At 71.9% G+C, this 23,351-nt stretch carries 18 protein-coding genes; 6 read left to right on the forward strand and 12 right to left on the reverse strand.

Annotated elements, in window-relative coordinates; genetic code table 11:
* Positions 1–7: 7 nt before the first annotated feature.
* From AB0G35_RS05770 to AB0G35_RS05780, 3 genes are all read left to right on the forward strand, one after another.
* Complete coding sequence (locus AB0G35_RS05770; protein ID WP_360944223.1) at positions 8–1,609, forward strand: amino acid permease; 1,602 nt, start codon at positions 8–10, stop codon at positions 1,607–1,609.
* 38 nt (positions 1,610–1,647) lie between these two features.
* Positions 1,648–3,204: a GMC family oxidoreductase N-terminal domain-containing protein gene (locus tag AB0G35_RS05775; RefSeq protein WP_360944226.1), complete on the forward strand. Its 1,557-nt coding sequence runs from the start codon at positions 1,648–1,650 to the stop codon at positions 3,202–3,204.
* A gap of 64 nt (positions 3,205–3,268) precedes the next feature.
* Positions 3,269–3,643: a metalloregulator ArsR/SmtB family transcription factor gene (locus tag AB0G35_RS05780; protein ID WP_360944229.1), complete on the forward strand. Its 375-nt coding sequence runs from the start codon at positions 3,269–3,271 to the stop codon at positions 3,641–3,643.
* Between the two features lie 338 nt (positions 3,644–3,981).
* On the opposite strand, the gene AB0G35_RS05785 is transcribed toward AB0G35_RS05780, so the two are convergent.
* The 7 genes from AB0G35_RS05785 to AB0G35_RS05815 all read right to left on the reverse strand — a co-directional run bounded on the left by AB0G35_RS05785 (position 3,982) and on the right by AB0G35_RS05815 (position 12,991).
* Positions 3,982–4,776 (reverse strand): carbon-nitrogen hydrolase family protein, encoded by a 795-nt coding sequence (locus AB0G35_RS05785; RefSeq protein ID WP_360944232.1) that lies wholly within the window; start codon positions 4,774–4,776, stop codon positions 3,982–3,984.
* Between the two features lie 436 nt (positions 4,777–5,212).
* A complete protein-coding gene (aspA, locus tag AB0G35_RS05790; RefSeq protein ID WP_360944235.1) occupies positions 5,213–6,628 on the reverse strand; it encodes an aspartate ammonia-lyase in 1,416 nt (471 codons plus the stop codon).
* Positions 6,629–7,255: 627 nt separating this feature from the next.
* The gene (locus AB0G35_RS05795) at positions 7,256–8,248 is read right to left on the reverse strand and encodes an asparaginase (protein WP_360944616.1); all 993 of its coding nucleotides are present in this window, start codon (positions 8,246–8,248) and stop codon (positions 7,256–7,258) included.
* 296 nt (positions 8,249–8,544) lie between these two features.
* On the reverse strand, positions 8,545–9,243 hold the full coding sequence (locus tag AB0G35_RS05800; protein ID WP_360944619.1) for a FadR/GntR family transcriptional regulator: 699 nt from the start codon (positions 9,241–9,243) through the stop codon (positions 8,545–8,547).
* A gap of 111 nt (positions 9,244–9,354) precedes the next feature.
* Positions 9,355–9,975 carry a GNAT family N-acetyltransferase gene (locus AB0G35_RS05805; RefSeq protein WP_360944238.1) on the reverse strand — a complete coding sequence of 207 codons (621 nt, stop codon included), beginning with the start codon at positions 9,973–9,975 and terminating at the stop codon, positions 9,355–9,357.
* Between the two features lie 401 nt (positions 9,976–10,376).
* Positions 10,377–11,069: a response regulator gene (locus AB0G35_RS05810; protein ID WP_360944241.1), complete on the reverse strand. Its 693-nt coding sequence runs from the start codon at positions 11,067–11,069 to the stop codon at positions 10,377–10,379.
* Positions 11,070–11,329: 260 nt separating this feature from the next.
* The gene (locus tag AB0G35_RS05815) at positions 11,330–12,991 is read right to left on the reverse strand and encodes a sensor histidine kinase (protein ID WP_360944244.1); all 1,662 of its coding nucleotides are present in this window, start codon (positions 12,989–12,991) and stop codon (positions 11,330–11,332) included.
* Positions 12,992–13,216: 225 nt separating this feature from the next.
* On the opposite strand from AB0G35_RS05815, the gene AB0G35_RS05820 reads away from it, so the two are divergent.
* From AB0G35_RS05820 to AB0G35_RS05830, 3 genes are read left to right on the forward strand one after another with little or no spacing between them, the layout of a single operon-like run.
* Positions 13,217–14,032, forward strand: coding sequence for an ABC transporter ATP-binding protein (locus AB0G35_RS05820; RefSeq protein ID WP_360944247.1), 816 nt, complete (start codon positions 13,217–13,219; stop codon positions 14,030–14,032).
* A complete protein-coding gene (locus AB0G35_RS05825; protein ID WP_360944250.1) occupies positions 14,022–14,897 on the forward strand; it encodes an ABC transporter permease in 876 nt (291 codons plus the stop codon). The genes AB0G35_RS05820 and AB0G35_RS05825 overlap by 11 nt, the downstream gene beginning before the upstream one ends.
* A 52-nt stretch (positions 14,898–14,949) precedes the next feature.
* A complete protein-coding gene (locus tag AB0G35_RS05830; RefSeq protein ID WP_360944253.1) occupies positions 14,950–15,981 on the forward strand; it encodes an ABC transporter substrate-binding protein in 1,032 nt (343 codons plus the stop codon).
* A 39-nt stretch (positions 15,982–16,020) separates the two neighbouring features.
* Here AB0G35_RS05830 and AB0G35_RS05835 read toward each other — a convergent pair whose 3' ends face one another.
* The 5 genes from AB0G35_RS05835 to AB0G35_RS05855 are packed head-to-tail and all read right to left on the reverse strand — an operon-like array spanning position 16,021 to position 23,340.
* Entirely contained in the window at positions 16,021–17,112 is a 1,092-nt protein-coding gene (locus tag AB0G35_RS05835) for a serine protease (protein WP_360944256.1), read from the reverse strand.
* 32 nt (positions 17,113–17,144) lie between these two features.
* Positions 17,145–18,275: a trypsin-like peptidase domain-containing protein gene (locus AB0G35_RS05840; protein ID WP_360944259.1), complete on the reverse strand. Its 1,131-nt coding sequence runs from the start codon at positions 18,273–18,275 to the stop codon at positions 17,145–17,147.
* The gene (locus AB0G35_RS05845; RefSeq protein ID WP_360944262.1) at positions 18,272–21,271 is read right to left on the reverse strand and encodes an ATP-binding protein; all 3,000 of its coding nucleotides are present in this window, start codon (positions 21,269–21,271) and stop codon (positions 18,272–18,274) included. Before AB0G35_RS05845 ends, AB0G35_RS05840 begins: the two co-directional genes overlap by 4 nt.
* Entirely contained in the window at positions 21,252–22,379 is a 1,128-nt protein-coding gene (locus tag AB0G35_RS05850; RefSeq protein WP_360944265.1) for a hypothetical protein, read from the reverse strand. The genes AB0G35_RS05845 and AB0G35_RS05850 overlap by 20 nt, the downstream gene beginning before the upstream one ends.
* Positions 22,380–22,386: 7 nt before the next feature.
* Positions 22,387–23,340: an alpha/beta fold hydrolase gene (locus tag AB0G35_RS05855; protein WP_360944268.1), complete on the reverse strand. Its 954-nt coding sequence runs from the start codon at positions 23,338–23,340 to the stop codon at positions 22,387–22,389.
* Between the last annotated feature and the right edge of the window lie 11 nt (positions 23,341–23,351).

Below are 23,351 nucleotides of genomic sequence, written 5' to 3' on the forward strand. Positions count from 1 at the left end.
ACGACCCTTGACGTCACCCGACGCACCATCAGAAAGAACGGCCCCGCCCGCCGACGGCCCCGAACCGGACGACACCGGACTCACCGAATTCGGCTACCGCCCCGAACTCCAACGCACCCTCGGCAACTTCCACACCTTCGCCGCCGGCATCAGCTACATCTCCATCCTCACCGGCACCTTCCAGCTCTTCTACTTCGGCTACGGCATCGGCGGCCCCGCCTACTGGTGGTCCTGGCCCCTGGTCTTCGTCGGCCAGCTGATGATCGCGCTGTGCTTCGCCGAACTCGCCGCCCGCCATCCGGTCGCCGGATCCGTCTACAACTGGGCGAAGAAGCTCGCCAACCCGCACATCGGCTGGCTGGCCGGCTGGATGATGCTGGTCGCCTCCGTCGTCTCGCTCTCCGCCGTGGCACTCGCCTACCAGCTCACCCTCCCGAAGATCTCCGCCGCCTTCCAGTTCATCGGCGACGGCACCGGCACCTACGACACCGCCACCAACGGCGTCCTCCTCGCCGCCGCACTGATCCTCTTCACCACCCTCGTCAACGCCTTCGGCGTCAAACTCATGGCCCGCATCAACACCGCCGGCGTCTTCATCGAACTCATCGCCACCGTCGTGCTGATCGTGCTGTTCGCCGTCCACGTCGTACGCGGCCCCGACGTCGTCCTCCAGACCCACCACGCCGGCGCCGGCCAGCCCCTCGGCTACCTCGGCGCCTTCCTCACCGCCTCGCTGGCCTCCGCCTACGTCATGTACGGCTTCGACACCGCCGCCTCACTCGGCGAGGAGTCGCTCGACCCGTCACGCAACGCACCCCGCGCCATCCTCCGCGCCCTGATCGCCTCGTTCGTACTCGGCGGGCTCATCCTGCTGCTCGCCATGATGAGCGTCAGCAGCCTGAACGGTAAGGGACTGGCCACCGACGGACTCCAGTACGTCGTCCTCGACGTCCTGGGCGACACCGGCGGCAAGGCCATGCTCTGGTGCGTCCTCATCGCGGTCACCGTCTGCGCGCTCGCCGTGCACACCGCCGCCATCCGGCTGGCGTTCGCCATGGCCCGCGACAACAACCTCCCCGCCGCCTCCCTCATGGCCAAGGTCAGCCCGCGCTTCCGGACCCCGGTACTGCCCGCGGTCATCGTCGGGGTGCTCTCCCTCGGCGTACTGCTCCTCAACATCCGCCAGCCACAGATCTTCTCCGTGGTCACCAGCATCGGCATCATCATGATCTACCTGGCGTACCTGCTGGTCACCGCCCCGATGCTGATCGCCAGGCTGCGCGGCCGCTGGACGCCGGCCGGCGGCGGACGGTTCACCCTGGGCCGCTGGGGCCTGCCGGTCAACGCCCTCGCCGTCCTCTGGGGCGCCGGTATGATCGTCAACCTCGCCTGGCCCCGCGACGCCGTCTACAACGCCACCCCGCCGCACCACTGGTACCTGCGCTACGGCGCGGTGCTGTTCGTCGGCGCCGTCGCCGTCGGCGGCTTCGCCTACTACTGGTGCGTCCAACGGCACCGCACCGGCGTCCTCGCCGAACACGCCGCCACCAGCGGCCGGGCCACCACCGACACCACCGGCGCCCCCCTCACCACCGCCGCCACCGACTGACCGACTGGCCGACTGACCGCCCGGGAGGACAACACCCCATGGAACACGCCGAGTTCGACTATGTCATCGTCGGCGGCGGCACCGCGGGAAACGTCGTCGCCGCCCGCCTCAGCGAAGACCCCACCGTCACCGTCTGCGTCCTGGAGGCCGGCCCCAGCGACATCGGCGACGACAACATCCTGCGCCTGGAACGCTGGATGGCACTGCTGGAATCCGGCTACGACTGGGACTACCCGGTCGAACCCCAGGAGAACGGCAACAGCTTCATGCGGCACGCCCGCGCCAAGGTCCTCGGCGGCTGCTCCTCACACAACTCCTGCATCGCCTTCTGGGCACCCGCCGAGGACCTCGACGGCTGGGAGGCGAGCGGCTGCACCGGCTGGGGCTCCCGCGACACCTTCCCGCTCTACCGGCGCCTGGAGAACAACGACGCACCCGGCGACCACCACGGCCGCACCGGCCCCGTCACCCTGCGCACCATCAAACCCGCCGACCCCTGCGGCACCGCCCTCCTCGAAGCCTGCGCCCAGAGCGGCATCCCCACCACACCCTTCAACACCGGCCGGACCGTCATCCGCGGCGCCCACTGGTTCCAGATCAACTCCGACGAGAACAACATCCGCCAGTCCTCCTCGGTCGCCTACCTGCACCCTGTCATGGGCAACCGCCCCAACCTCACCGTCCGAACCGGCATCCGCGCCAAACACCTCCTCATCGACGACGACCGGCGCTGCACCGGCGTCGCCTACCTCGACCCCGACCTGATCCACACCCGCACGGTCCGCGCCCGCCGCGAAACCATCGTCTCCTGCGGCTCCCTCGACACTCCCAAACTGCTGATGCTCTCCGGCATCGGCCCCGCCGACCACCTCCGCGACCTCGGCATCGACGTCCGCGTCCACTCGCCCGGCATCGGCGAGAACCTCCAGGACCACCCCGAGGGCGTCATCATGTGGCAGGCGAAACAACCCATGGTCACCACCTCCAACCAGTGGTGGGAGATCGGCATCTTCGCCGACACCGAACCCGGCCTCGACCGCCCGGACCTGATGTTCCACTACGGCTCGGTGCCCTTCGACCTCAACACCGCCCGGCACGGCTACCCCACCTCCGAGAACGCCTTCTGCCTCACCCCGAACGTCACCCGCGCCCGCTCCCGCGGCACCGTCCGGCTCCGCACCCGCGACTTCCGCGACAAGCCCAAGGTCGACCCGCGCTACTTCACCGACCCCCACGACATCCGCGTGATGACCCACGGCCTGCGGCTGGCCCGCGAGATCGCCGCCCGTCCCGCACTCGCCGGCTGGACCGGCACCGAACTCGCCCCCGGCCCCGACGTCCGCACCGACGACGAACTCCTCGACTACATCCGCACCACCCACAACACCGTCTACCACCCCTCCTGCACGGTGAAGATGGGCGCCGCCGACGACGTCATGGCACCACTCGACGCCCGACTGCGGGTCAAGGGCGTGACGGGCCTACGCGTCGCGGACGGCTCGGTCATGCCGGAACTCGTCACCGTCAACCCGTGCATCACGACGATGATGATCGGGGAGAAGTGCGCGGACATGGTGCGGGAGGACGGCGGCTGAACGGGGCGGCGGGGCCGGGAGAACAAATGAACAGGCCTTCATGTGTCATCGCTAGGATGACCCCATGGGCCACGGAATGGACGACAAAAGCACCATGACCACCCGCGAACGACTCGACGCCGTCGGCGCGGCCGACGTCGCCGCCACCCTCCAGGCCCTCTCCACCCCCTCCCGGCTACGCATCCTCGCCCGCCTCCAGGAAGGCCCCTGCGCCGTCGGCGACCTCGCCACCGCCGTCGGCATGGAACAGTCCGCCTGCTCCCACCAGCTCCGTCTGCTCCGCAACCTCGGCCTGGTCACCGGCGAACGCAACGGTCGCTCGATCGTCTACGCCCTCCACGACCACCACGTCGCCGAACTCCTCGACCAGGCCCTGTACCACGTCGAACACCTGCGACTGGGGCTGCGTGACGAACCGTCAGGGAGCGCTGGGCGATGAGGGGTTGGCGGTAGGGGGGAGCGGTAGGTGGTTGGCGGTAGGTGGTTGGCGTGTGGGCGATGGACTGATGGTGCGTTGGGCGGTTGGTGCTGGACGACGGTTGGTGTTGGGCGGTTGGCGATGGACCGTTTTGGACGGTTGGTGAGGGACTGTTTTGGACGGTTGGTGTTGGCGTGCGGTGGCGGCATGTCGGTGAGTGGTAGGTGCTGTGGGGTGCCTGTGGTGCCGTGGTGCTTGAGGTGTCAGGGGTGTCAGGGGTGCCCGGCGCGCCAGGTGTGACGCGCTGACAGTGGTGGAGGCGGGCGCAGGCCGGGGCCCCTCACGCCCGCCCCTCCCCGCTACAGCCGGCGGTTGTCCAGCACCGCGACCGCCCGCCGCACCCGTGCCGTCTCCTCCGTATCCACCTCGGCCACCAACAGCTCCGGCGCACCGCCCAGTTGGGCCCGCACCGTACCGTCCGGACCGACCAGCGCGCTGCGCCCGACACCGGTCGGCGCCTTCGTCGGCACTTCCGGGTCGGCCTGCGGATCCGGGGCCGCCTGACCGACGGCTGCCAGCCACACCGTCGCATCCAGTGCCCGCGCCCGCACCAGCAGGTCCCACTGCGCCCGCTTGCCGGGGCCCGCGCCCCAGGAAGCGGGCAGCACCGACACGGTCGCCCCGGCATCCGCATGCGCCCGGAACAGCTCCGGGAACCGCAGGTCGTAGCAGGTCGCCAGGCCCACCCGCGCGCCCTCCACGTCGATGGTCACCACCCGGCTGCCTGCGGCCACCGTGTCCGACTCCCGGAACCCGAACGCGTCATACAGATGGATCTTGTCGTACGACTCCTCGACCTCGGGCCCGGTCGCCAGCAGCGTATTGGCCACCCGCCCCTCAGGCGCCGGGGTGAACATGCCGACCACCACCGTTACCCCCGTCTCCCGGGCCACCGCACGCACCCCCTCGGCCCACGGCCCGTCCAGGGGCTCCGCCACCGGCCCCAGCGGCACCCCGAACCGCACCATGGACGCCTCGGGCAACACCGCCAGTCCCGCCCCCTCCCGGGCCGCCCGCCGCACGTGCTCCTGCACCGCCGCGAGGTTCTCCTTCGGCTCGGTCGACGCCGTCATCTGGCACAGCGCGATACGCATGCGATCCCTCTCTCCGAAGCGTCTCGTCCACGGGACCTCGCAAGGCCCCTGACACGATTCTGAGCCAACGGACCGGCGAGCGCGGCCCCGGGACCGGAACCAGGCCAAGGAGAACGGGGCCGTCCCGGGTACGGGCTCCGGGTACGCGCTCCGCGTACGGGCTCCGGGTACCAGCTCTGGACACGGGCTCCGAGTACGCGCTCCGCGTACGGGCTCGGGCCTGGATGCGAGTCGGCGTTACGGGCGGAGAGCGTTACGGGCGGAGAGGGGACGGCGACCCTGCAGGGCCCGCTCCACCGGACGGCTCAGCCCCGCCTCCCGCCTCTCGCCTCCCGGAGGAAGTACGGGGGCGTCGTCTCACCTCGCGGTCCCGCTCTCACCCTCGCTGTCCCGCTCTCACCCTCGCCGTCCCGGTCTCATCCTCGCCGTCCCGGTCTCATCCTCGTCGTCCCGTGCCCGCCACTTCCTCCGGCCGCAGCAGGGCCGCAAGCCGATCCGCCGGCAACAACCCCTGCTCCAGAACGAGTTCGGCCACGCCGCGCCCGGTGGTGAGGGCTTCCTGGGCGATCGCGGTCGCTGCCGTATAGCCGATGTGCGGGTTGAGCGCGGTGACCAGCCCGATCGAATTCTCCACGCTCGCCCGGAGCGTTTCGGTGTTCGCGGTGATCCCGTCCACGCAGCGTTCGGCGAGCGTCCGGCAGGCCGCTCCGAGGTGGGTGATGCTCTCCGAGAGCGAGTGGAGGATGATCGGCTCGAAGGCGTTGAGCTGGAGCTGCCCCGCCTCGGCGGCCATCGTGATGGTGACGTCGTTCCCGATCACCTCGAAGGCGACCTGGTTGACGACCTCCGGGATCACCGGGTTGACCTTGCCCGGCATGATGCTCGAACCGGCCTGCACCGGTGGCAGGTTGATCTCCGCCAGGCCCGCCCGCGGCCCGGACGACAGCAGCCGCAGGTCGTTGCAGCTCTTGGACAGCTTGACGGCGATCCGCTTCAGGACGCCGGAAAGATGGACGAAGGCCCCGCAGTCCTGCGTCGCCTCGACCAGGTTGGCCGCGGTCACCAGCGGCAGCCCGGTAAGGGTGGCCAGGTGCCCGCGCGCCGCCTCCGCGTATCCCCGGGGCGCGTTGAGGCCGGTACCAATGGCCGTCGCACCGAGATTGATCTCATGGATGAGCAGCACGGCCTCCGCCAGCCGGCTCTGGTCCTCCTCCAGCATCACCGCATACGCCGAGAACTCCTGCCCCAGCGTCATCGGCACCGCGTCCTGGAGCTGCGTCCGCCCCATCTTGAGCACATCGCGGAACTCTTCCGCCTTGGCGGCAAAGCTCTCCCGCAGTACCCCCATTGCCTCAAGCAACTCCCGCACCGCCATGATCGTGGCTACCTTGACCGCGGTCGGGTACACATCGTTCGTCGACTGCCCGAGATTGACATGCTCGTTCGGATGCAGCCGGGCGTAGTCGCCCTTCGCATGCCCAAGGATCTCCAACGCCCGGTTGGCAATCACCTCATTGGCATTCATGTTCGTGGAGGTCCCGGCGCCCCCCTGGATCACATCGACAACGAACTGCTCATGCAGCCGCCCCTCCACCCGGATCTCCCGACAGGCGGCAACAATCGCCTCCGCCCGCTCCCGGTCGAGCAGCCCCAACTCCTGATTGGCCCGCGCCGCAGCCTCCTTGACGGCGGCCAGCGCGTTGATCAGATGCGGATACGCAGAGATAGCCGCCCCACTGATCGGAAAGTTCTCCACCGCCCGCAGCGTATGCACGCCCCAGTAGGCCCCGACGGGCACCTCCCGATCGCCCAACAGATCGTGTTCCCAACGGTGTTCAGTGACAGCAGCCATCAAAAATCTTCCTTCGGTGAAGCGGTTGCGGTGAGGGGAGGAGAGGGGAGGGGGTGAGTTGGAGACGGGCGGGGGAAGGGAGGGGAGGGGCAGGGAGGGGAGGGGGCGAAGGTGACGGGGACGAGGAGTGGGAGCAGAACACCCGGAGCAGCGACCACCCGGAGACCTTGAAGACCCCCCGGGAAGACCTGGCCGACCGGGAAGACCTGGCCGGCCGGGAAGGCCTGGCCGGCCTGGGAAGACCTGGCCGACCTGGGAAGTTCTGGAAGATCTAGCGGGCAACCAGCCCCTCACACCCATGTTCATCACAGAGAGTGAAGAACATGGGAACAAATCACTCTCCGTAATCGTTGCCGGAATATAAGGAGGCGTCAGGAGGCGTACAGGAGGCGGGGAACAGCAGCACTCCAAGCCCAGCCCCCTACCGGCCAGGCCAAGGCCCAGTAGGGCTTAGGAGGTCCTAGGCCCTAGGTCCTAGGTCCTAGCAGGGCCTCGGGGTCTACCAGGGCTTGGGGCTGGCAGGGGCTTGGGAGGGGCACACGGCTTGGGAGGGGTGCAGGGCTTGGGAGGGGTGCAGGGCTTGGGAGTGTCTAGCAGGGACTTAGGGGAACGGCGTCTGGCAGGGGTTTAGGAGAAGGCGAGGTCCGCGTCGAGCCCTCGTGCGAGCGCCCCCGCCGCCCGCAGCGCTCCCACCGGTGCGCCACCCCCGATCACCGGTGTGGCGGCGAATGCAGCGAGGGCGTCCGGGGCAATGCCGCAGTGCGCCAGGGCCGCCGCCGTCACAGGCATCCGGGCCCGGTCGGCGCCGTCGGCCACCTTCACGCCGACCGCGCGCCCGTCCGGTAGGGCTGCGATCTGAACGCCCTCGAACCCGTCCTTGGCGAGCAGGCCGGGCACCGCGCGCACCAGCCGAGCGGTGTCCCGGTCGGGGCCGGAGACCATCTCGGGGTGGGTGCGCATGGCGTGCGCGACGCGGCCCTCGTGGGTGTCGGGGGCTGCCGTGGCGAGCCGGGCGGCGGCGCGGGTCAGGCCGTGCAGGGAGACCGCAAAGAGCGGGGCCCCGCAGCCGTCGACGGTGACGTGGGCGATGCGCTGGCCGGTGAGGTCCTCGATGGTCGCGGCGATCTCTCGCTGTAGAGGGTGGCCCGGGTCGAGGTAGGTGTCCGGCCGCCAGCCCCGGGCGAGGGCGGTCAGCAGCATCGCGGCGTGCTTGCCGGAGCAGTTCTGGGTGAGGCGGGTGGGGCCCAGGCTGCGGCGGATCCAGTCGTCGCGTTCGGCGGGGCCGTACGGCAGGTCGGGGACGTTGCGCAGGGCGTCCTCGGTCAGGCCGGCGGTGGCGAGGATGCGGCGGGCGGTGGCCAGGTGGCGTTCGTCGCCGGAGTGGCTGGCGGCGGCGAGGGCCAGCGCCTCGTCGTCCAGCGGCGGCAAGCCCGCGCGGAGCAGGCCGACTGCCTGGAGCGGCTTGAGGGCCGAGCGCGGGTAGAAGGCGGCCTCGATGTCGCCGGTCTGGAACTGCACGCGGCCGTCGGCTGCCAGCACCACGACCGAGCCGTGGTGGATGCCCTCGACGATGCCTCCGCGCACCACATGGGCGATGGGGGCGTGGGCGGGGGCGCGTATCTCGGGCGGTGCCGAAACCGTGCTGGTCTGGGGCGGTGCCGAAACCGTGCTGGTCGGGGGCGGTGCCGAAGCCGCGCTGGTCGGGGGCGGCGTTGAAACCGCGCTGGCCTGCATTTTCGGTGTCGCGGATGCCGTTCGGGCCTCCGTCTGTGCGGATGCCGTCGGGGCGTCCGCCCGTGGGGAGGAGGGCGACGGTTCGGCGAGGGGAGGTCGTTCGTGGGTGGTGGGTTCTCCGAAGGATGCCCGGTGGCCGGAGGGCTCGGCGAGGGGGGACGGCTCGTGGCGAGGGATGTTGTTCACGGCTGGGGCTCGGGTTCCGGGGTCGGGCTGGGGGCCGGGGCGGTGGTGGGCGGGGTCGGCGCGACGATGTGGGTGAGGGTGGTCTCTACGCGGGACAGGTGGTGGGACATGGCCTGTTCGGCGTCGTGGGCGGAGCTGTCGACGAGGGCCTCGACGATGGCACGGTGTTCGCGGTTGGACTGCTCGCGACGGCCGCCGAGCTCGTTGAGGAACGCCGACTGCCGGGCCAGTGCGTCGCGGATCTCCTCGATGACGCGGCGGAAGACCGGGTTGCGGGCCGCCTGGGCGACGGCCAGGTGGAAGAGGGTGTCCATGGCCACCCAGGCGGTGGTGTCGGTCTCCCGCTCCATCCGTTCCAGCAGGTGGGTGAGGTGGTCGAGGTCCTCCGGGGTCCGGCGCTGCGCCGCGTAGCCGGCCACCGGGATCTCCACATGGCGGCGGACCTCCAGGAGGTCGCTCGCCGCGTAGTCACCGAAGGTGGGGTCGGCGACCGCGCCGTCGGAGACGACGAAGGTGCCCTTGCCGGTGCGCGAGACGGTCAGTCCCATGGTCTGCAGGGCGCGCAGGGCCTCGCGCAGTACGGGCCTGCTCACCTCCAGGCGGCGGCAGAGTTCCGCCTCCGAGGGGAGCTTGTCGCCGACCGCGTACTCGCCCCGTTCGATGGCGCCGCGCAGATGCAGCAGGACCGCTTCCATCGCGCTGACGCGGCGGGGTGCACCCCCGGAGGCGGCTGGGCCGGCCGGTGCTGTCTGGCTGTCTGACAGGTTCGTCACGAGACGGATCCTGGGACGTGGGGGAGGGGGATGTCAAGTGGTGGAGGGATCCGGACGGAGGGCGGAGGGGTCTTCGGTGCGGAGGTCCAGCATGTAGAAGACCTTGTCGTAGCGGCGGCCGCCCATGGCGACGAAGTCGGGCAGCCGGCCGTATTCGCGGAAGCCGAGGGAGCGGTAGAGGCGGAGCGCACGGGTGTTGTCGGCGCGGGCGTCGAGTGTGAGGACCTCGATGTTCGCCTTGCGGGCATCGGCGACCAAAGTGCTGGTCAGCGACCTGCCGATGCCACGGCCGTGTGCCTCGGCGGCCACCGCGATCTTCACCAGATCGGCGTGCTGCCGGTTGGTCGCCTGGGTATAGCGCAGCCAGTACCCCAGCCCGACCAGCCGGCGGCCGAGATAGGCGGCGCGCAGGGCACCGTCGCCGTGCCGTGCGGCGCGCAGGACCCGGCCGAGGAGTTCCGTCACCTCGTCGACGGCCGGCGGGTCGTCCCAGCCGAGGGGGGCGCCGGAACGTACCAGGTCGGCCAGCACCCGGTGCGCCTCGGCCGGGAAGTGGGCCGCCAGGCCCGGGTCGGCGGTGAGTTCCGCGGCGGCGAGCAGAGTGGGGGCGGGGAGGGGGGCCGGGCCCTCCGCGCCGGGCGTCGAGATCGTCATGATCGAGAGGCTAGGGGGTGCGCATCGCCCCGGGGCCCAGACGGAAGGATTGCCCAGGAGGTCGGAAAGGGAGGCGCAACGGGGGTGCACCGGGAGACGCAATCGGGGGCGAGGGCGACCAGCGGTCAGCTCGCTGCCCTCGGACGCGCCCGCCCGGTCTGTCCGCTGCCGGCCGGCCGTGGCCTCGCGGCCATCCCGCTGCCGCCCGGCCGCGGCGCCGCGATCAGCTCGCTGCCGCCCGGACGCGCCCGCCCGGCCAGCCCGCTGTCGGCCCGGACGCCACCCCGCGGCCGCCCCACTCCCCCCCGGACGCGCCCGCCCGGCCACCCCACTGGCGCCCGGACGCGCCCGCCCGGCCAGCCCACCGCCGCCCGGGCGCGGCCCCGCGGTCAGCTCTGAGGTCAGCCCGTTGCCGCCCAGTGGTAGCGGTGTTCCGGGCGGCCGGTGTCGCCGTATTTGAGGGTGAGGATGATGTGGCCGCTGCGTTCCAGGTGTTTGAGGTAGCGCTGGGCGGTGGAGCGGCTGACGCCGGCGCGGGCGGCGACCTCGTGGGCGGACAGTGGTGCGCCGGCCGTGTCCAGGACCTGGCGGATCAGCCCGACGGTGGCCGCGGAGTGGCCCTTGGGGAGTTCGGTGTGCGGGGATTCGGCGGTCCGGAAGGCGCCGAATATCCGGTCGACCTGTTCCTGGCCGGCGTCGCCGCGGCCGCTCACTCCTTCGACGGTGCGGCGCAGCGCGGTGTAGCCGTCGAGCTTGGCGCGCAGTCCGGAGAAGCCGAACGGTTTGACGAGGTACTGCAGCGCCCCGGAGCGCATCGCGTCCTGGATGGTCGTCACGTCGCGGGCCGCGGTCACCATGATCACGTCGGTGCGGTGGCCGAGTTGCCGTAGTCGCCGGAGCAGCGACAGCCCGTTCTCGTCCGGCAGGTAGTGGTCAAGCAGCACCAGGTCGGCGGGGGTGCGTTCCAGGGCGGCGAGTGCCTGGGCGGCGGTGTGGGCGCAGCCGGTGACCCGGAAGCCGGGCACCTGTGAGACGTAGGCGGCGTTGATCTCTGCGACGTGGAAGTCGTCGTCCACGACGAGGACGTCGATCATCGGGGGCCCCTGGGCATCGTGACTCCCACGGTCATCCCGACCCTCTCGCGGTCATCGCGACTCCCACGGGCATCGTGACGTTTCCACGGGCATCCTGGCGCTCCCCGGTCATAAGTGACTCTCGCGGGCATCCTGGCGCTCCCCAGTCATAAGTGGCCCCCACGGGCATCGTGACGTTCCCCGGTCGTAAGTGGCTCCCACGGTCGTCCTGGCGCTCCCCAGTCATAAGTGGCCCCCACGGGCATAGTGGCGATCCCAGGTCATCGTGGCTCTCCGATCGACGCGGTGGTGCGTTCCTCCTGAAGGGCTTCGGGCAGGACGACGGTGAACACCGCGCCGCCGCCCGCGCGGGCGGTGACCCGGGCCATGCCGCCGTAGCGTTCGGCGAGTCGGCGTACCAGGGCCAGGCCGATGCCGCGGCCGCGGTGGAAGGTCACCGGGGCCCCGGCCGGCCGGGTGGTGGCCGGTGGGCGGGGGGCCTTGGTGGACCAGCCCTCGGCGAAGATCTGCTCGCGCATCGCGGGCGGTACCCCCGGCCCGGTGTCGGAGACCCGCAGGACGACGGTGCGGTGCTCGGCCCGCAACTCGACCTCGACGAAGGGGTCTTGGCGGTGGTGTTCGGCGGTGGCGTCCAGTGCGTTGTCGATCAGGTTGCCGAGGACGGTCACCAGGTCGCGCGGGTCGACCACGGTGTCCGGCAGCAGCGTGGCGTCGGAGATCCGCAGTGACACCCCGCGTTCGGCGGCGATGGCGGCCTTGCCGACGAGCAGGGCGGAGAGCAGTGGGTCGTGCACCCGCTCGGCGATCTGTTCCGCGGAGGCCCGGTGGGCGCTGGCGACCTCGGTGACGAATTCGACGGCCTTCTCGTAGCGGCCGAGTTCGAGCAGTCCGCGTACCGTGTGCAGCTGGTTGGCGTGTTCGTGGTCCTGGGCGCGGAGGGCGTCCAACAGGCCCTGGGTGCCGTCGAGTTCGCGGCCGAGCAGTTCGAGTTCGGTGCGGTCCCGGAGGGTGACCACGGCTCCGCCGTCCCGGGTGGGTACGCGGTTGGCGATCAGTACCCGGCCGCCGCAGACGGCCAGCAGGTCGGTGCCCGCCACGCGCCCGGCCAGCACCTCCGTGGTCCGGCCCGGTGGCAGCACGTCCTCCAGGGCCCGTCCGGCGGCCCCGGCGTCGATTCCGAGCAGTCGTCCGGCCTCGTCGTTGACCAGCCGTATCCGGCCGTGCCGGTCGAAGGCGACCACGCCCTCGCGGATGCTGTGCAGCATCGCCTCGCGTTCGGCGAGCAGTGCGGAGATGTCGGTGAACGCGACGCCGTGCGTACGGCGGCGCAGCCGGCGGGCGAGGGCGACCGCGGCCAGCACGCCGACGGCGAGTGCGGCGGCCGCGGGGCGCAGCACGTCGGGGAGGGCGCCGATCAGGCGGCTGCGGACGCTGTCGTAGGCGATGCCGACGGAGACCGCGCCGACGATGCGGCCGCGGCGGTCGCGCAGCGGGACCTTGGCGCGGGCCGATCGTCCGAGGGTGCCGGTGTCGATCTGCCGCACCTCGCGTCCGGCGAGGGTGCGGCTGGGGTCGGTGGAGACGTGCCGGCCGATCTGGGAGGGGTGGGTGTGGGACCAGCGCACTCCGCGGGTGTCCATGACGACGACGTACAGGGCGCCGGTCGCCCGGCGGATCCGTTCCGCGGTGTGCTGTACGGGCCCGTTCCGGTCGGGCGGGGTGGTGGTCACTTCGCGGGGGAGGTCGGGGTCGGTGGCGGTGGTCTGGGCGATGGACTGTGCGCGGCGCATCGCCTGGTCGTCGAGTTCGGAGCTGAGCGGGGCGAGGAACAGGCTGGTGGCGAGCACCATCACGCCGGTGGTGAGGGTGAGTTGGGCGGTCAGCACCTGGGCGAAGACGCGCCGGGGCCAGTGGATCCGCATGCTCTCCTCGTCCTCGGGCCCCTGCCGCGTGCGCGCGGAACCGTCACATTCTCTTTACGGCGTGTGCTCGCAACGGTATGCCGTGCGTGAGCATCCGCGCACCCCCTGGTGATGTTGTTGTTGTTCTAGCGTGAGCAAAACGAGCACAACAGGGTTTGCGCGCAGAAAGGCGGGTTGTGCCCACAAGGGTGTCGCTGCGCCGGATCACACCTAGCCTCCCGGGCCATGAACAGCCACCTGAGCCCCGCCATCGAACTACGGGGCACCAGCAAGACGTTCCGGACCCCTTCGGGCGGATCGCACACCGCCGTACGGGATCTGGATCTGGTCGTCGGGCGCGGTGAGTTCGTCGCCGTGGTCGGCCCCACCGGATGCGGGAAGTCCACCACGCTCACCCTGATCAGCGGGCTGGAGGAGCCCACCCGGGGCGAGGTGCTGGTGGGCGGGGAGCCGGTGCGCGGCATCGGTGACACGGTCGGGTTCGTGTTCCAGCAGGACGCGGTCTTCCCCTGGCGGACCGTGCTGTCGAACGTGATGGCCGGGCCGCGCTTCCGCGGGGTGCCGAAGGCGGAGGCCAGACAGCGGGCGCGGGAGTGGCTGGCCCGGGTGGGGCTGGCGTCCTTCGAGGACCGCTATCCGCACCAGCTCTCCGGTGGCCAGCGCAAGCGGGTCGCGCTGGCCGCGACGTTCGTCAACGATCCGGGGATCCTGCTGATGGACGAGCCGTTCTCGGCGCTCGATGTGCAGACCCGGGCGCTGATGTCGGACGAGCTGCTGGAGCTGTGGTCGGGGACGGGTGCGTCCGTCGTGTTCGTCACGCACGACCTGGAGGAGTCGATCGCGCTGGCCGACAAGGTGGTGGTGATGACCGCCGGGCCGGCGACCGTGAAGGAGGTCTTCGAGATCGATCTGCCGCGGCCCCGGCGGGTCGAGTCGGTGCGGCTGGAGCCGCGGTTCATCGAGATCTACCGGGAGATCTGGTCCTCGCTCGGCGAAGAGGTCCGGATCACCCGCGAGAGGGGTGCCGCCGATGCCGCCTGAGACCGTCTCCGCGCCCGTCGCGGTGGTCACGTCCGGTGCCCGTGGGGACCGTTCGCGGGAGCGGGCGCGTGCCGCGCGCCGGCGCCGGCTGCTGGTGTACGGCACCCGGGTGCTGCTGCTGGTCGGTCTGCTCGGGTTGTGGGAGGGGCTGGCCCGGGCCGCGGTCATCGATCCGTTCAACTTCTCGATGCCGTCGAGGATCTGGGACCAGATGAGCCAGTGGGCGCTGAACGGCACCCCGCAGGGCCCGCTGTGGGAGCAGATCGGGTACACGCTCTACGAGGCGCTGCTCGGCTGGGTCATCGGTGTCCTCGCCGGAGTGGTGCTGGGCATCGCGCTCGGCCGGGTGCGTTTCCTGGCCGATGTGCTCGGCCCGTACATCAAGGTGCTGAACGCGCTGCCGCGGATCGTGCTGGCCCCGATCTTCCTGATCTGGTTCGGGCTGGGCCCGGCGTCCAAGGTGGCGTCCGCCGTGGTCCTGGTGTTCTTCCCGGTGTTCTTCAACGCGTTCCAGGGTGCCCGGGAGGTGGACCGCAATCTGGTCGCCAACTCCCGGATCCTGGGGGCGAGCAACCGTCAGGTCACCCTGCAGGTGGTGATCCCGTCGGCGACCTCGTGGATCTTCACGAGTCTGCACGTCAGCTTCGGTTTCGCGCTGATCGGCGCGATCGTCGGCGAGTACATCGGCGCGACGAAGGGCCTCGGTCTGCTGGTCTCGGCGTCCCAGGGCACGTTCAACGCGGCCGGGGTGTACGCCGCCATGGTGATCCTCGCCGTGGTCGCCCTGCTCGCCGAGGGGCTGCTGGCGTTCCTCGAAAAGCGGCTGTTCCGCTGGAAGCCGGCCGACGCCACGGACGGCCGCTGACCTGCCGTTGCTGTTCTTCCGCCAACTCAACGACCTACCCAAGGATTTGATCATGCGTACGTCCGTCAAGCTGACCGCCGCGGCGGCCTCGGCCCTGCTCGCCCTCACCACCCTCACCGCCTGCGGTGGCAGCGGGTCCCAGGACGCCGCGGCCGGCGGCGACAACGGCAAGATCAAGATCATGGTGGGCGGTCTCGACAAGGTGATCTACCTGCCTGCGAGACTCACCCAGCAGCTGGGCTACTTCGAGGACGAGGGCGTGCACGTCACGCTGCTCACCGAACCGGCCGGTGTGCAGGCCACCACCTCGCTCCTCTCCGGTGACGTCCAGGGCGTCGTCGGCTTCTACGACCACACCCTCGACCTGCAGGTGAAGGGCAAGCAGGTGGAGTCGGTGGTGCAGTTCGCGCACGCGCCCGGCGAGGTCGAGGTGGTGTCCAACAAGGCGGCGGCGGAGGTCACTTCGCCCAAGGACTTCAAGGGCAAGAAGCTCGGCGTCACCGGGCTCGGCTCGTCCACCGACTTCCTGACCAAGTACCTCGCGGTGAAGAACGGGGTGCAGACGCACGAGTTCACCCCGGTGGCGGTCGGTGCCGGGCAGACCTTCCTCTCCGCGATGAAGCAGGGCTCGATCGACGGCGGGATGACCACCGACCCGACCGTGGCGCAGGTCGTCGACAAGAACCTGGGCAAGGTGCTCGTCGACATGCGCACGCCCGAGGGGTCGAAGGAGGCGCTCGGCGGCCCGTACCCGTCGTCCAGCCTCTACATGAACACCGACTGGGTGAACAGCCACAAGGACACCGTGCGCAAGCTCGCCAAGGCCTTCGTGCGGACCCTGAAGTGGATGTCCACGCACACGCCCGAGCAGATCGCCGACAAGATGCCGGCCGACTACGCGCAGGGCGGCAAGCAGCTCTACGTGCAGGCGATCAAGGACACCCTGCCGATGTTCACCAAGGACGGGGTGATGCCGGCGGAGGGGCCGGCGACCGTCGAGCGGGTTCTGAAGTCCTTCAACCCCAACCTGAAGAACGCGTCGGTGGACCTGAAGAAGACCTACACCACCGAGTTCGTCAAGTAGAGCGGCCGGCCCGCGGGCGGAGCGCGGGCCGGGCCGGACTCAGACGAAGTTGATCTCCGCCCGGGCCAGCAGCGGATCGTCGACCATCTGCCACAGCGGCACGGCGTAGTTGCAAAGGCCGTAGCGGCCGCCGAAGTGCAGTCCGAGCACCCGGTGGTCGGTGAGGTCGATGACGGGGGAGCCGCTGTTGCCGCCCAGCGTCGAGCAGTCGTGTGTGATGACGTTCCGGTCCGGCACCAGCCCCGTGGTGGTGCCGGGCTGCAGCCGTTTGACGTTGTAGATGTCCATGAAGATCCGGCGCATCGACTCGGGTTCGTTGCGCCGGCCGTCGTACGCCGGGTAGCCCACGCAGTACACCGGGCGGCCGGGCAGGTCGGCCGGGGCGTCGGCGGCCACCGCCAGGGGAGGGGGCAGTGGTGTGCCGCCGCCGGCCGTCGGGGCGACCCGCAGCAGGGCCAGGTCGACGTCGTCGTGGATGCCCACCACCTCGACGACGTCGAAGGAGGGGCTCCCGGCCGCGGGCGGCGTGCCGCCACCCCCGAAGACGGGGTCGAGGTATTCCTCGCCGGTGTCGACGTTGGCGCTGATGCCCTGCTGGAAGGTCCAGCCGTGGCCGTTGCTGCGGGCGAACTCCGCCGCCACATGACGGTTCGTCAGAACGACGTCCGGGCCGACCAGGAACGCCGTGCCCAGCCAGTCCAGGCTGAGGTGGCCGGTCAGTTCGACCCGGCCGACCCGCGCGAACGACTCCCGGATCGCCGCCCGGTGCCCGTCGAGCACCGCCCAGTCGCCCTGCTGCGGCGCGAAGTCGTGGTTCTGGACGAGGATCGCCGGGCGGCCCTCCAGCAGGACGATCGCCTCCATGCCGAAGGACTCGTCGTCGCTGATGTCGTCCGTGCGCCCCTCGGCGAGCTTCTCCAGGCCGATTGCGCCGGCGGTCAGCACCCGGGCCCGCTCCGCCTGCGCGAACTGCCCGATCTGGCCCGCGGGTTGCCGCTCCGCCGGCAGCTCCTCCAGGGACTCCGGGATCTCGGACGACAGTCCCTGACGCACCCGTGCCGCGACCTCGTGCAGATTCGAGAAGACCTGCTCCGGACCGGCCGCGACCGGTGATCTGTGCCGTCTGTGCATCTCGCCCTCCTCGAACGCGCCGTCGCCTCGTGCTACGGCGCCGCTTGTGCCGCCTGGATCTCGGCATGGATGCCGGGACTGGTGGTCTCCAGATGCCGCAGCACGCTGCGCATCTGGGTGCCGACGTTGACGAACGCCGTGGTCCGGCCCTGGAACAGCACGTCCTCCACGCGCCGGGTGCCGCGGTGGAGCGCCACCACCTTCCAGTCGTCCGTGAGGACCGGCGAGCCCGACGACCCGCCGCGGGTGTCGGTGAAGTAGCGCACGTCGTTCTCGTCCGCCTCGTAGACGAGGTTGTTGCGCAGCGCGACCCGTTTCGGCAGGCCGCCGGGGTGCTGGATGATGTTGACCGCGACGTAGTCGCCGCGGTTGACCGTCAGCGGGCGCTCCGCCAGCCGCAGCACCGGCCGGGCCGGCGCCTCGGCCAGCCGCAGCACCGCGTAGTCCAACGCCGCGTCGGACGCGACGAGTTCGCTGACCGCGGCCTCCTCGGTCTCCACGTCGTCGGTGTCGTAGTCGAACCGGGCGCGGGTGTGCCGGGCCTGCAGGTGCAGATCCTCCGGGTCCGCCACCGGCCGTCCCGTGCCGGTCCCGGCCCGGGCGTTGACCACGTGGTGGTTGGTGACGAGCAGGTCGGGGGCGATCAGCCAGCCGGTGCCGGAGTGCGGGAAGCCGTTCGGCTGCAGCGGCGCACCCCCTTGGTACGGCGGCACCTTGAGGCGCGCCACCGCCCCGCCGGCCAGCTCCCCGCCGCGCAGGAACCCGATCGGCACGGTGTCGTCCCGGTGGACGATCTCCTCCTTGATCTCCCCGGGCGAGGGCATCGTGGCCAGGACGTCCGGCTCCCCGCCCGCCTGGCGCGCCACGTCGTCCAGGGCCCGCTGGAAGACGGTGAGCGGCCCGGCCTCGGTGGTCTCGGCGACGGCGTTGCGCAGCCAGATCTCCAGCGGCACCGAGCCGTCGACCAGCCGCTCCACCCGGTTCATCTGGTTGAGGTCGGAGTGCACCTGGCGGCCCGGCGCGGGGTGCAGCGGCAGCGTGCCGCGGTAGCGGGGCATGATCCCGTCCATCAGCAGCGGCCGCACCGACGGGTCGGCGAGCCCGGTCTCCGTCGCGGCGTCGAGCACCGCCCGGATCTCGTCCGGCGAGAGATAGCCGTTCACAGGTCATCACGCCTTTCGCGGGCATGCCGTTCCTCCGGTGCCGGGGCGGCGCGGATGTGTGCTCCGGTGGCGGTCCGCCCACCGCTGCCCGCGCCCATCGCCGCGGCCACCCCGGCGACGATCTCCCCGCTCCGGTCCGGCACGGCCAGGAGGCGCCGGGCGAGCGCGTCGAGGGTGCCGCGGTCCCGGGCGAGCCGGAGGATCCCGGCGATGCTGGTCGGCGCGGTCCCGGGCTGCGGCCGGGACGGCCCGGCGGCCTCGTCCAGGATCTCCATCACCTTGCCCAGCAGCGCCGGCTGCCGGCGGGTCGCCCGGCGCATCGCCGCGCCCAGCGCGTCCAGCGTCTCGTCGTCGGACGGCAGCCCCACCACCTCCACCGCGTGTTCCAGCGCGCCGGGGGCCTGGGTGTAGATCTGCGAGGCGACCGCGCGCACCAGCACGGGCCGCTCGGAGAGTACGTCGTCGGGCAACTTCCGCAGCCGTTCGGCGAGTTGCCGGCCGGTGGCCGGCTCGGCGTGCCCCTCGTCGGTGGTCAGCCGGGCCCGGGCCAGCAGTGCGCCCATCGCCTCCAGGTCCTGCCCGAGGCCGACCGCGACGTCCTCCGCGGCCCGCAGCGCGCGGTCGGCCTGCGCCGGATCGCCGTCCTCCTGCGCGAGCCGGGCGGAGAGCAGCAGCAGCTCCAGCCGGCGCTCCCCGCACCCGGCGCGTTCGGCCGGGCCCAGGGCGTCGGCGACCGCCCGCCGGGCCTCGTCCCGCCGCCCGACGCTGCTGAGCGCCTCGGCGTACAGCGCGTGCAGCGGACTGCACGGCGTCCAGGGGCGGCGCCTGCCGACCCGCTCCAGGGCGGCCTCGGCGAACCCCTGTGCCAGCAGGTCCTCGACCTCCCGGGCGGCGATCCGCTCCCAGTCCTCCTGGTCCGCGCCGGCCGTCACGTGGTCGGGTGCCCCGCCGCCGAGCCGGGCGGTGAGCAGCCCCGCGGCCCGCGGCGACATCTCCTGCTGCGCCCCGGCGAGGAACCGCTCGACGCCCGGCAGCCAGCGCTCCTCCACCGAGCGGGGGTTCTCGTCCAGCCGCAGCCGGTGGTAGATCTCCTCGGCGCGCGCCTCCAGCCCGTCGCGGGCCGCGTAGTGCGCCACCGCGCGCCGCTCGACCTCCCGCATCACCGCGGTGCGGTCGCCGCCGGGCAGCCGCAGCATGATGGCCCGGACGTCGCCGCGGTAGCGCAGCGCGTCGGGAGCGGCCGGCTCGACCATGTCGAGCCGGCTCAGCTCGCCGAACAGCTCCCGGGCCCGGTCCGGGCCCGGCACGTCGATGCCGCACGGTCCGGCGAGCACGTCCTTGATGATCTCCGGAGTGATGACCCGCAGCACCAGGCCCGGGTGGGCGAGCCGGCGGACGTCGGCGTCGGCGATGTGGCTGAGGATCCGTTCGTAGAGGATGCCCTGCACCAGCAGCTGGTCGACCCGGCGGAAGACCTCCCGCCGGCGCTCGGGCAGACTGCAGATCAGCTCACCGGTGGATTCGCCCTCCTGGCCCGCGAGGATCGCCGCCCGCGCCGCCAGCTTCAGGCTCAGCGGATGGCCGCCGACCCGGTCGGCCAGCTCCCGGGCCACCTCGGGGTCGTCCACGCCGCAGGACGTCAGGAGGCCCACCGCCGCCTCCGCGTCGAGTTCACCGAGTTCGATGTCGAACGGCTTCATCGGCTTCGCCGGGTGGTCGACCGGGGCCCGTCCGGAGATCACCAGCCGCATCCGCGGATAGACGCTCTGGAAAGACAGGTGGATGGCCACGATGCGGCCCAGGGCCGGCGAGCCGCGGTACTGCGCCTCCTCGAAGGTGTCCACGGCCATCACGAACGGCGGGTCCGGCTCGTCCGGGCGGGACTTCCGTTCCGCGACCGCCCGTGCCAGGACCTCGCCGACCCGCCGGACCAGCCCGGTCTCCCGGCCGGTGGCCGCCGACTGGAACTGCTGCGAGAAGGGGCGGCCGAGGACCGCCCGGGTGGTGGCGAGTTCCTGCAGCTGGGTGACCCGCTCCTGCCCCTCGCGCTGGCTGCGGGCGGCCTGCTGGCACTCCTCCGCCAGTGCGTCCAGTTCGGCGCGGTGGGCGGGGTACTGGACGCCGAGCTGCCGGGCCGCCTCCGCGATCAGGGTGACCGGTTCCTGGACGGAGAGGGTGGGGCGCTCGAAGTCGATGTAGGCGAACGGGATGCCGCCGGCCGGGTCGTGGACGCTGTCCAGCAGGAACTTGGCGAGCAGGGTGCTCTTGCCCATGCCGCCGGGGCCGTGGATGACCATCGGGGGGACCGGTGCCAGGCGGCCGCCGGGGCCGGCCGCCGGCGGCTCGGGCGGTGCGGCGCCGCCGGGGTGCGCGAGATAGGCGCGCAGCTCGGCGAGTTCCCGGGCCCGGCCCTGGAACGGGCGGCGGACCAGGCGTTCCAGCGGCTCCAGCAGCCGGGCCCGTTCCAGGGCGCGCTGCAGCCGGCCGGCGTCCGGCAGGCCGGTCATGCCCGGCACCCGGGACAGCCACAGCACCGCCTGCAGGGCGTCGGCCAGTTCGCCGGAGGTCAGCCGGTCGATCGCCAGCGGCGTGCCGAACAGCTGGGCCAGCGCGAACCGTTCCGGCCCGGGCTCGACGGGCAGCTGGTTGATGTGGGCGGCGAGCAGGCGCCGGGCGGCCTCGGGCCCGGCCAGCCCGCGCAGCGTCTCCTCCCGGACCTCGGCCTTCAGGGCCCAGCCGGCCTGCTCCCCCATGCCCAGGGTCGTGCAGTCGTCGACGAGTTCCAGGACCGCCCGGCCGGTGGCGTGCTTCTCGTCGGGCAGCCGCAGCTCCCGCGGGTCGAAACGGGCGAGCAGACAGGCCGCCTCGCGGTAGGCGCGGCGGGTGGGGGAGATGCCGCCGGGGCGCTGACCGCCGGTGTGCAGCGCCTCCCGCAGCCGGGCCGCGAAGACTTCCCGCAGGCCCGACGGGGGGCGCTCAGAGGGACCGGTAGACACGGACCGCTCCCTCCACCGCCGTACTGACCCGGCGCATGTAGCTCTCGCCGCCCCCACCGCCGGATTCCGCGGCGTAGAGCACCTCTTCCACGGCGACCTCGACGAGTTCGTCGATGGCGGACTCCTGCGGGCCGCCGGCCGTCAGCACCTCCGGCGGCGATTCGTGGAAGACCTGGTGGAAGAAGGAGCGCAGATCGCCCCGTTCGACGACCCGCGCGGTGTCCCAGCACAAACTGCCGCGCAGGTCGTACGGGAGCTGGCGCATGGCCCGCCCGTAGCCGAGCAGCACCAGCCGGGGCGCCTGGTCGCCGTGGACCGCGGAGTGCTCGTAGACGGCCGTGGCGAGCTGCCCGATGAAGTCCCACACGTCGGAACCGGGGTCGAGCCGGTCGCACTCGTCGAGCACCAGCCACAGCCGTTCCTCGGCGGCGGTGGCCCGGCCGGCGACCCAGTGCGCGGCCTCGTCGACGGACGGCAGCGGGTCGTTGAGGTCGGTGGGGTTGAGCGGGGCGGCCTCGGTGCCCGGCTCGGCGACGAAGTCGGCCAGCCGCCGGACGACCTTCGCCGCGGTGGAGGTCCGCGACAGGGTGACCCGGACGGGACGGAAGCCGCTGTGCTGACCGATGTGGCGCAGGAAGGTGTAGGTGTAGGAGCGGCCGCTGTCCGGCTCGCCGTCGACCAGCAGGATGCACTTGTCGGGGTCGGCGATGAACCGGCGCAGCGTCTCCCGCAGCCCCTGCCGGTCGATGAAGGCCTCGGCGCCGTTCTTCAGTACGCAGGTGCGGAAGGTGTCCTGCGCGGCGTGCGCGCGGCAGTCCTCCCGCAGCCGGTCCCGGAACTCCCGCACCTTCACGATGTCGGGCAGGACGGCCAGTTCGTCGACGCCGGTGAGCGCCTCCATCAGCTGCAGCTGCCGCTGGATGTCCGTGCGCGAGCGGTGCACGAGGGCCCGGGCGTTGTCGGAGCTGACGTGGGTCAGCGGCAGCGCGGCGACGAAGTCCCCGGGGAAGCCGCACTCGGCGAGCCGGTCGTGCGGCTCGGTGGTGTCGAGCAGATGGTTCTGCACCCAGGTGGTGACCAGGTCCCACTCGGTTTCGGTCAGCGGCATGCCCGGCCTACCCCGGACCGTCGCCGAAGATCCGCAGCACCGGCTCGCGCACCGGATGCTGCGACAGGTACGCGCCGATGTCATGGTGGTTGCGGCTGTCGTTGGTGACCAGCAGGTCGGTGACCCGGTCCTGCGGTGCGTACTCGGGACGCAGGGTGTGGTCCAGCGCCACCAGGTCCCGCAGGTCCGAGGCGTTGCGCCAGGCCGCCACGCCGTCCGGTACGGCCGGCGGGCGGGCCAGCCGGTCCTGGATCGCGGTGATCGCCAGCGGCGAGCCGACGGTGACCAGCAGCGCGACGTCGCGCGCCCGCTCCCGCAGCACCTCGTAGGCGATGACGGTGCCCAGGCTGTGCCCGACCACGACCAGCGGGCCGCCGTCCAGGCCGTCCAGCGCCTCCTGCACCACCGCGCGCATCGCCGGCCCCGCCCCGCCGAAGAAGTAGGCGTGGACGTCCTTGAACGCGCGCTGCACCAGCGTCCGGAACAGCGCGGTGCGGCCCGTCCGGGGCAGCGGCACGGCCTCCAGCGGGAGTTCGTCGGCCGGCCCGGGCTCCGGGGCGGACTCGGTGTGCGCGAGGGTGTCCGCGAGGTAGGTCATGTCCCGCAGCCAGGCGGCCAGCGCGGCCTCGTCGGGGCTCGCCCGCCCCTCCAGCCCGGTGTCGCCGGCCTCCTGCCGGGCCTCGTCGAGGGTCCGCGCCACGAACTCCTCGGCGGGCGGGACGGCGTCCGCGGCCCGCTCCGCCGGGCCGGCCGGAGCCCCCTCGACCGGCCCCGGGCCGCCGTCCACCGGGTCCGGCCGGTGGTCGGGCAGCGGCGCGGGATAGCGCACCGGCGCCCAGTAGGCCATCCGCGACGCCTCGCCCATGTCCCTGCCGAACAGGGCGGTGTCCCATTGGGACTTGAGCAGTTCCCGGCGGACCTTGTTTCCGTTGCCGTGGACGTAGACGACGCTCGGTCGCATGGTGTCTCCCC

The sequence above is a fragment of the Streptomyces sp. NPDC021749 genome, from assembly GCF_040640655.1.
GTDB lineage: Bacteria > Actinomycetota > Actinomycetes > Streptomycetales > Streptomycetaceae > Streptomyces.

Bases quoted from the DNA above. Each gene is read 5' to 3' on its own strand.
- AB0G35_RS05835 (WP_360944256.1), bottom strand. From the start codon at position 17,112: ATGCACAGACGGCACAGATCACCGGTCGCGGCCGGTCCGGAGCAGGTC.
- AB0G35_RS05825 (WP_360944250.1), top strand. From the start codon at position 14,022: ATGCCGCCTGAGACCGTCTCCGCGCCCGTCGCGGTGGTCACGTCCGGT.
- AB0G35_RS05820 (WP_360944247.1), top strand. From the start codon at position 13,217: ATGAACAGCCACCTGAGCCCCGCCATCGAACTACGGGGCACCAGCAAG.
- AB0G35_RS05780 (WP_360944229.1), top strand. From the start codon at position 3,269: ATGGGCCACGGAATGGACGACAAAAGCACCATGACCACCCGCGAACGA.
- AB0G35_RS05775 (WP_360944226.1), top strand. From the start codon at position 1,648: ATGGAACACGCCGAGTTCGACTATGTCATCGTCGGCGGCGGCACCGCG.
- AB0G35_RS05855 (WP_360944268.1), bottom strand. From the start codon at position 23,340: ATGCGACCGAGCGTCGTCTACGTCCACGGCAACGGAAACAAGGTCCGC.
- aspA (WP_360944235.1), bottom strand. From the start codon at position 6,628: ATGGCTGCTGTCACTGAACACCGTTGGGAACACGATCTGTTGGGCGAT.
- AB0G35_RS05800 (WP_360944619.1), bottom strand. From the start codon at position 9,243: ATGGAAGCGGTCCTGCTGCATCTGCGCGGCGCCATCGAACGGGGCGAG.
- AB0G35_RS05805 (WP_360944238.1), bottom strand. From the start codon at position 9,975: ATGACGATCTCGACGCCCGGCGCGGAGGGCCCGGCCCCCCTCCCCGCC.
- AB0G35_RS05830 (WP_360944253.1), top strand. From the start codon at position 14,950: ATGCGTACGTCCGTCAAGCTGACCGCCGCGGCGGCCTCGGCCCTGCTC.
- AB0G35_RS05815 (WP_360944244.1), bottom strand. From the start codon at position 12,991: ATGCGGATCCACTGGCCCCGGCGCGTCTTCGCCCAGGTGCTGACCGCC.
- AB0G35_RS05785 (WP_360944232.1), bottom strand. From the start codon at position 4,776: ATGCGTATCGCGCTGTGCCAGATGACGGCGTCGACCGAGCCGAAGGAG.
- AB0G35_RS05850 (WP_360944265.1), bottom strand. From the start codon at position 22,379: ATGCCGCTGACCGAAACCGAGTGGGACCTGGTCACCACCTGGGTGCAG.
- AB0G35_RS05810 (WP_360944241.1), bottom strand. From the start codon at position 11,069: ATGATCGACGTCCTCGTCGTGGACGACGACTTCCACGTCGCAGAGATC.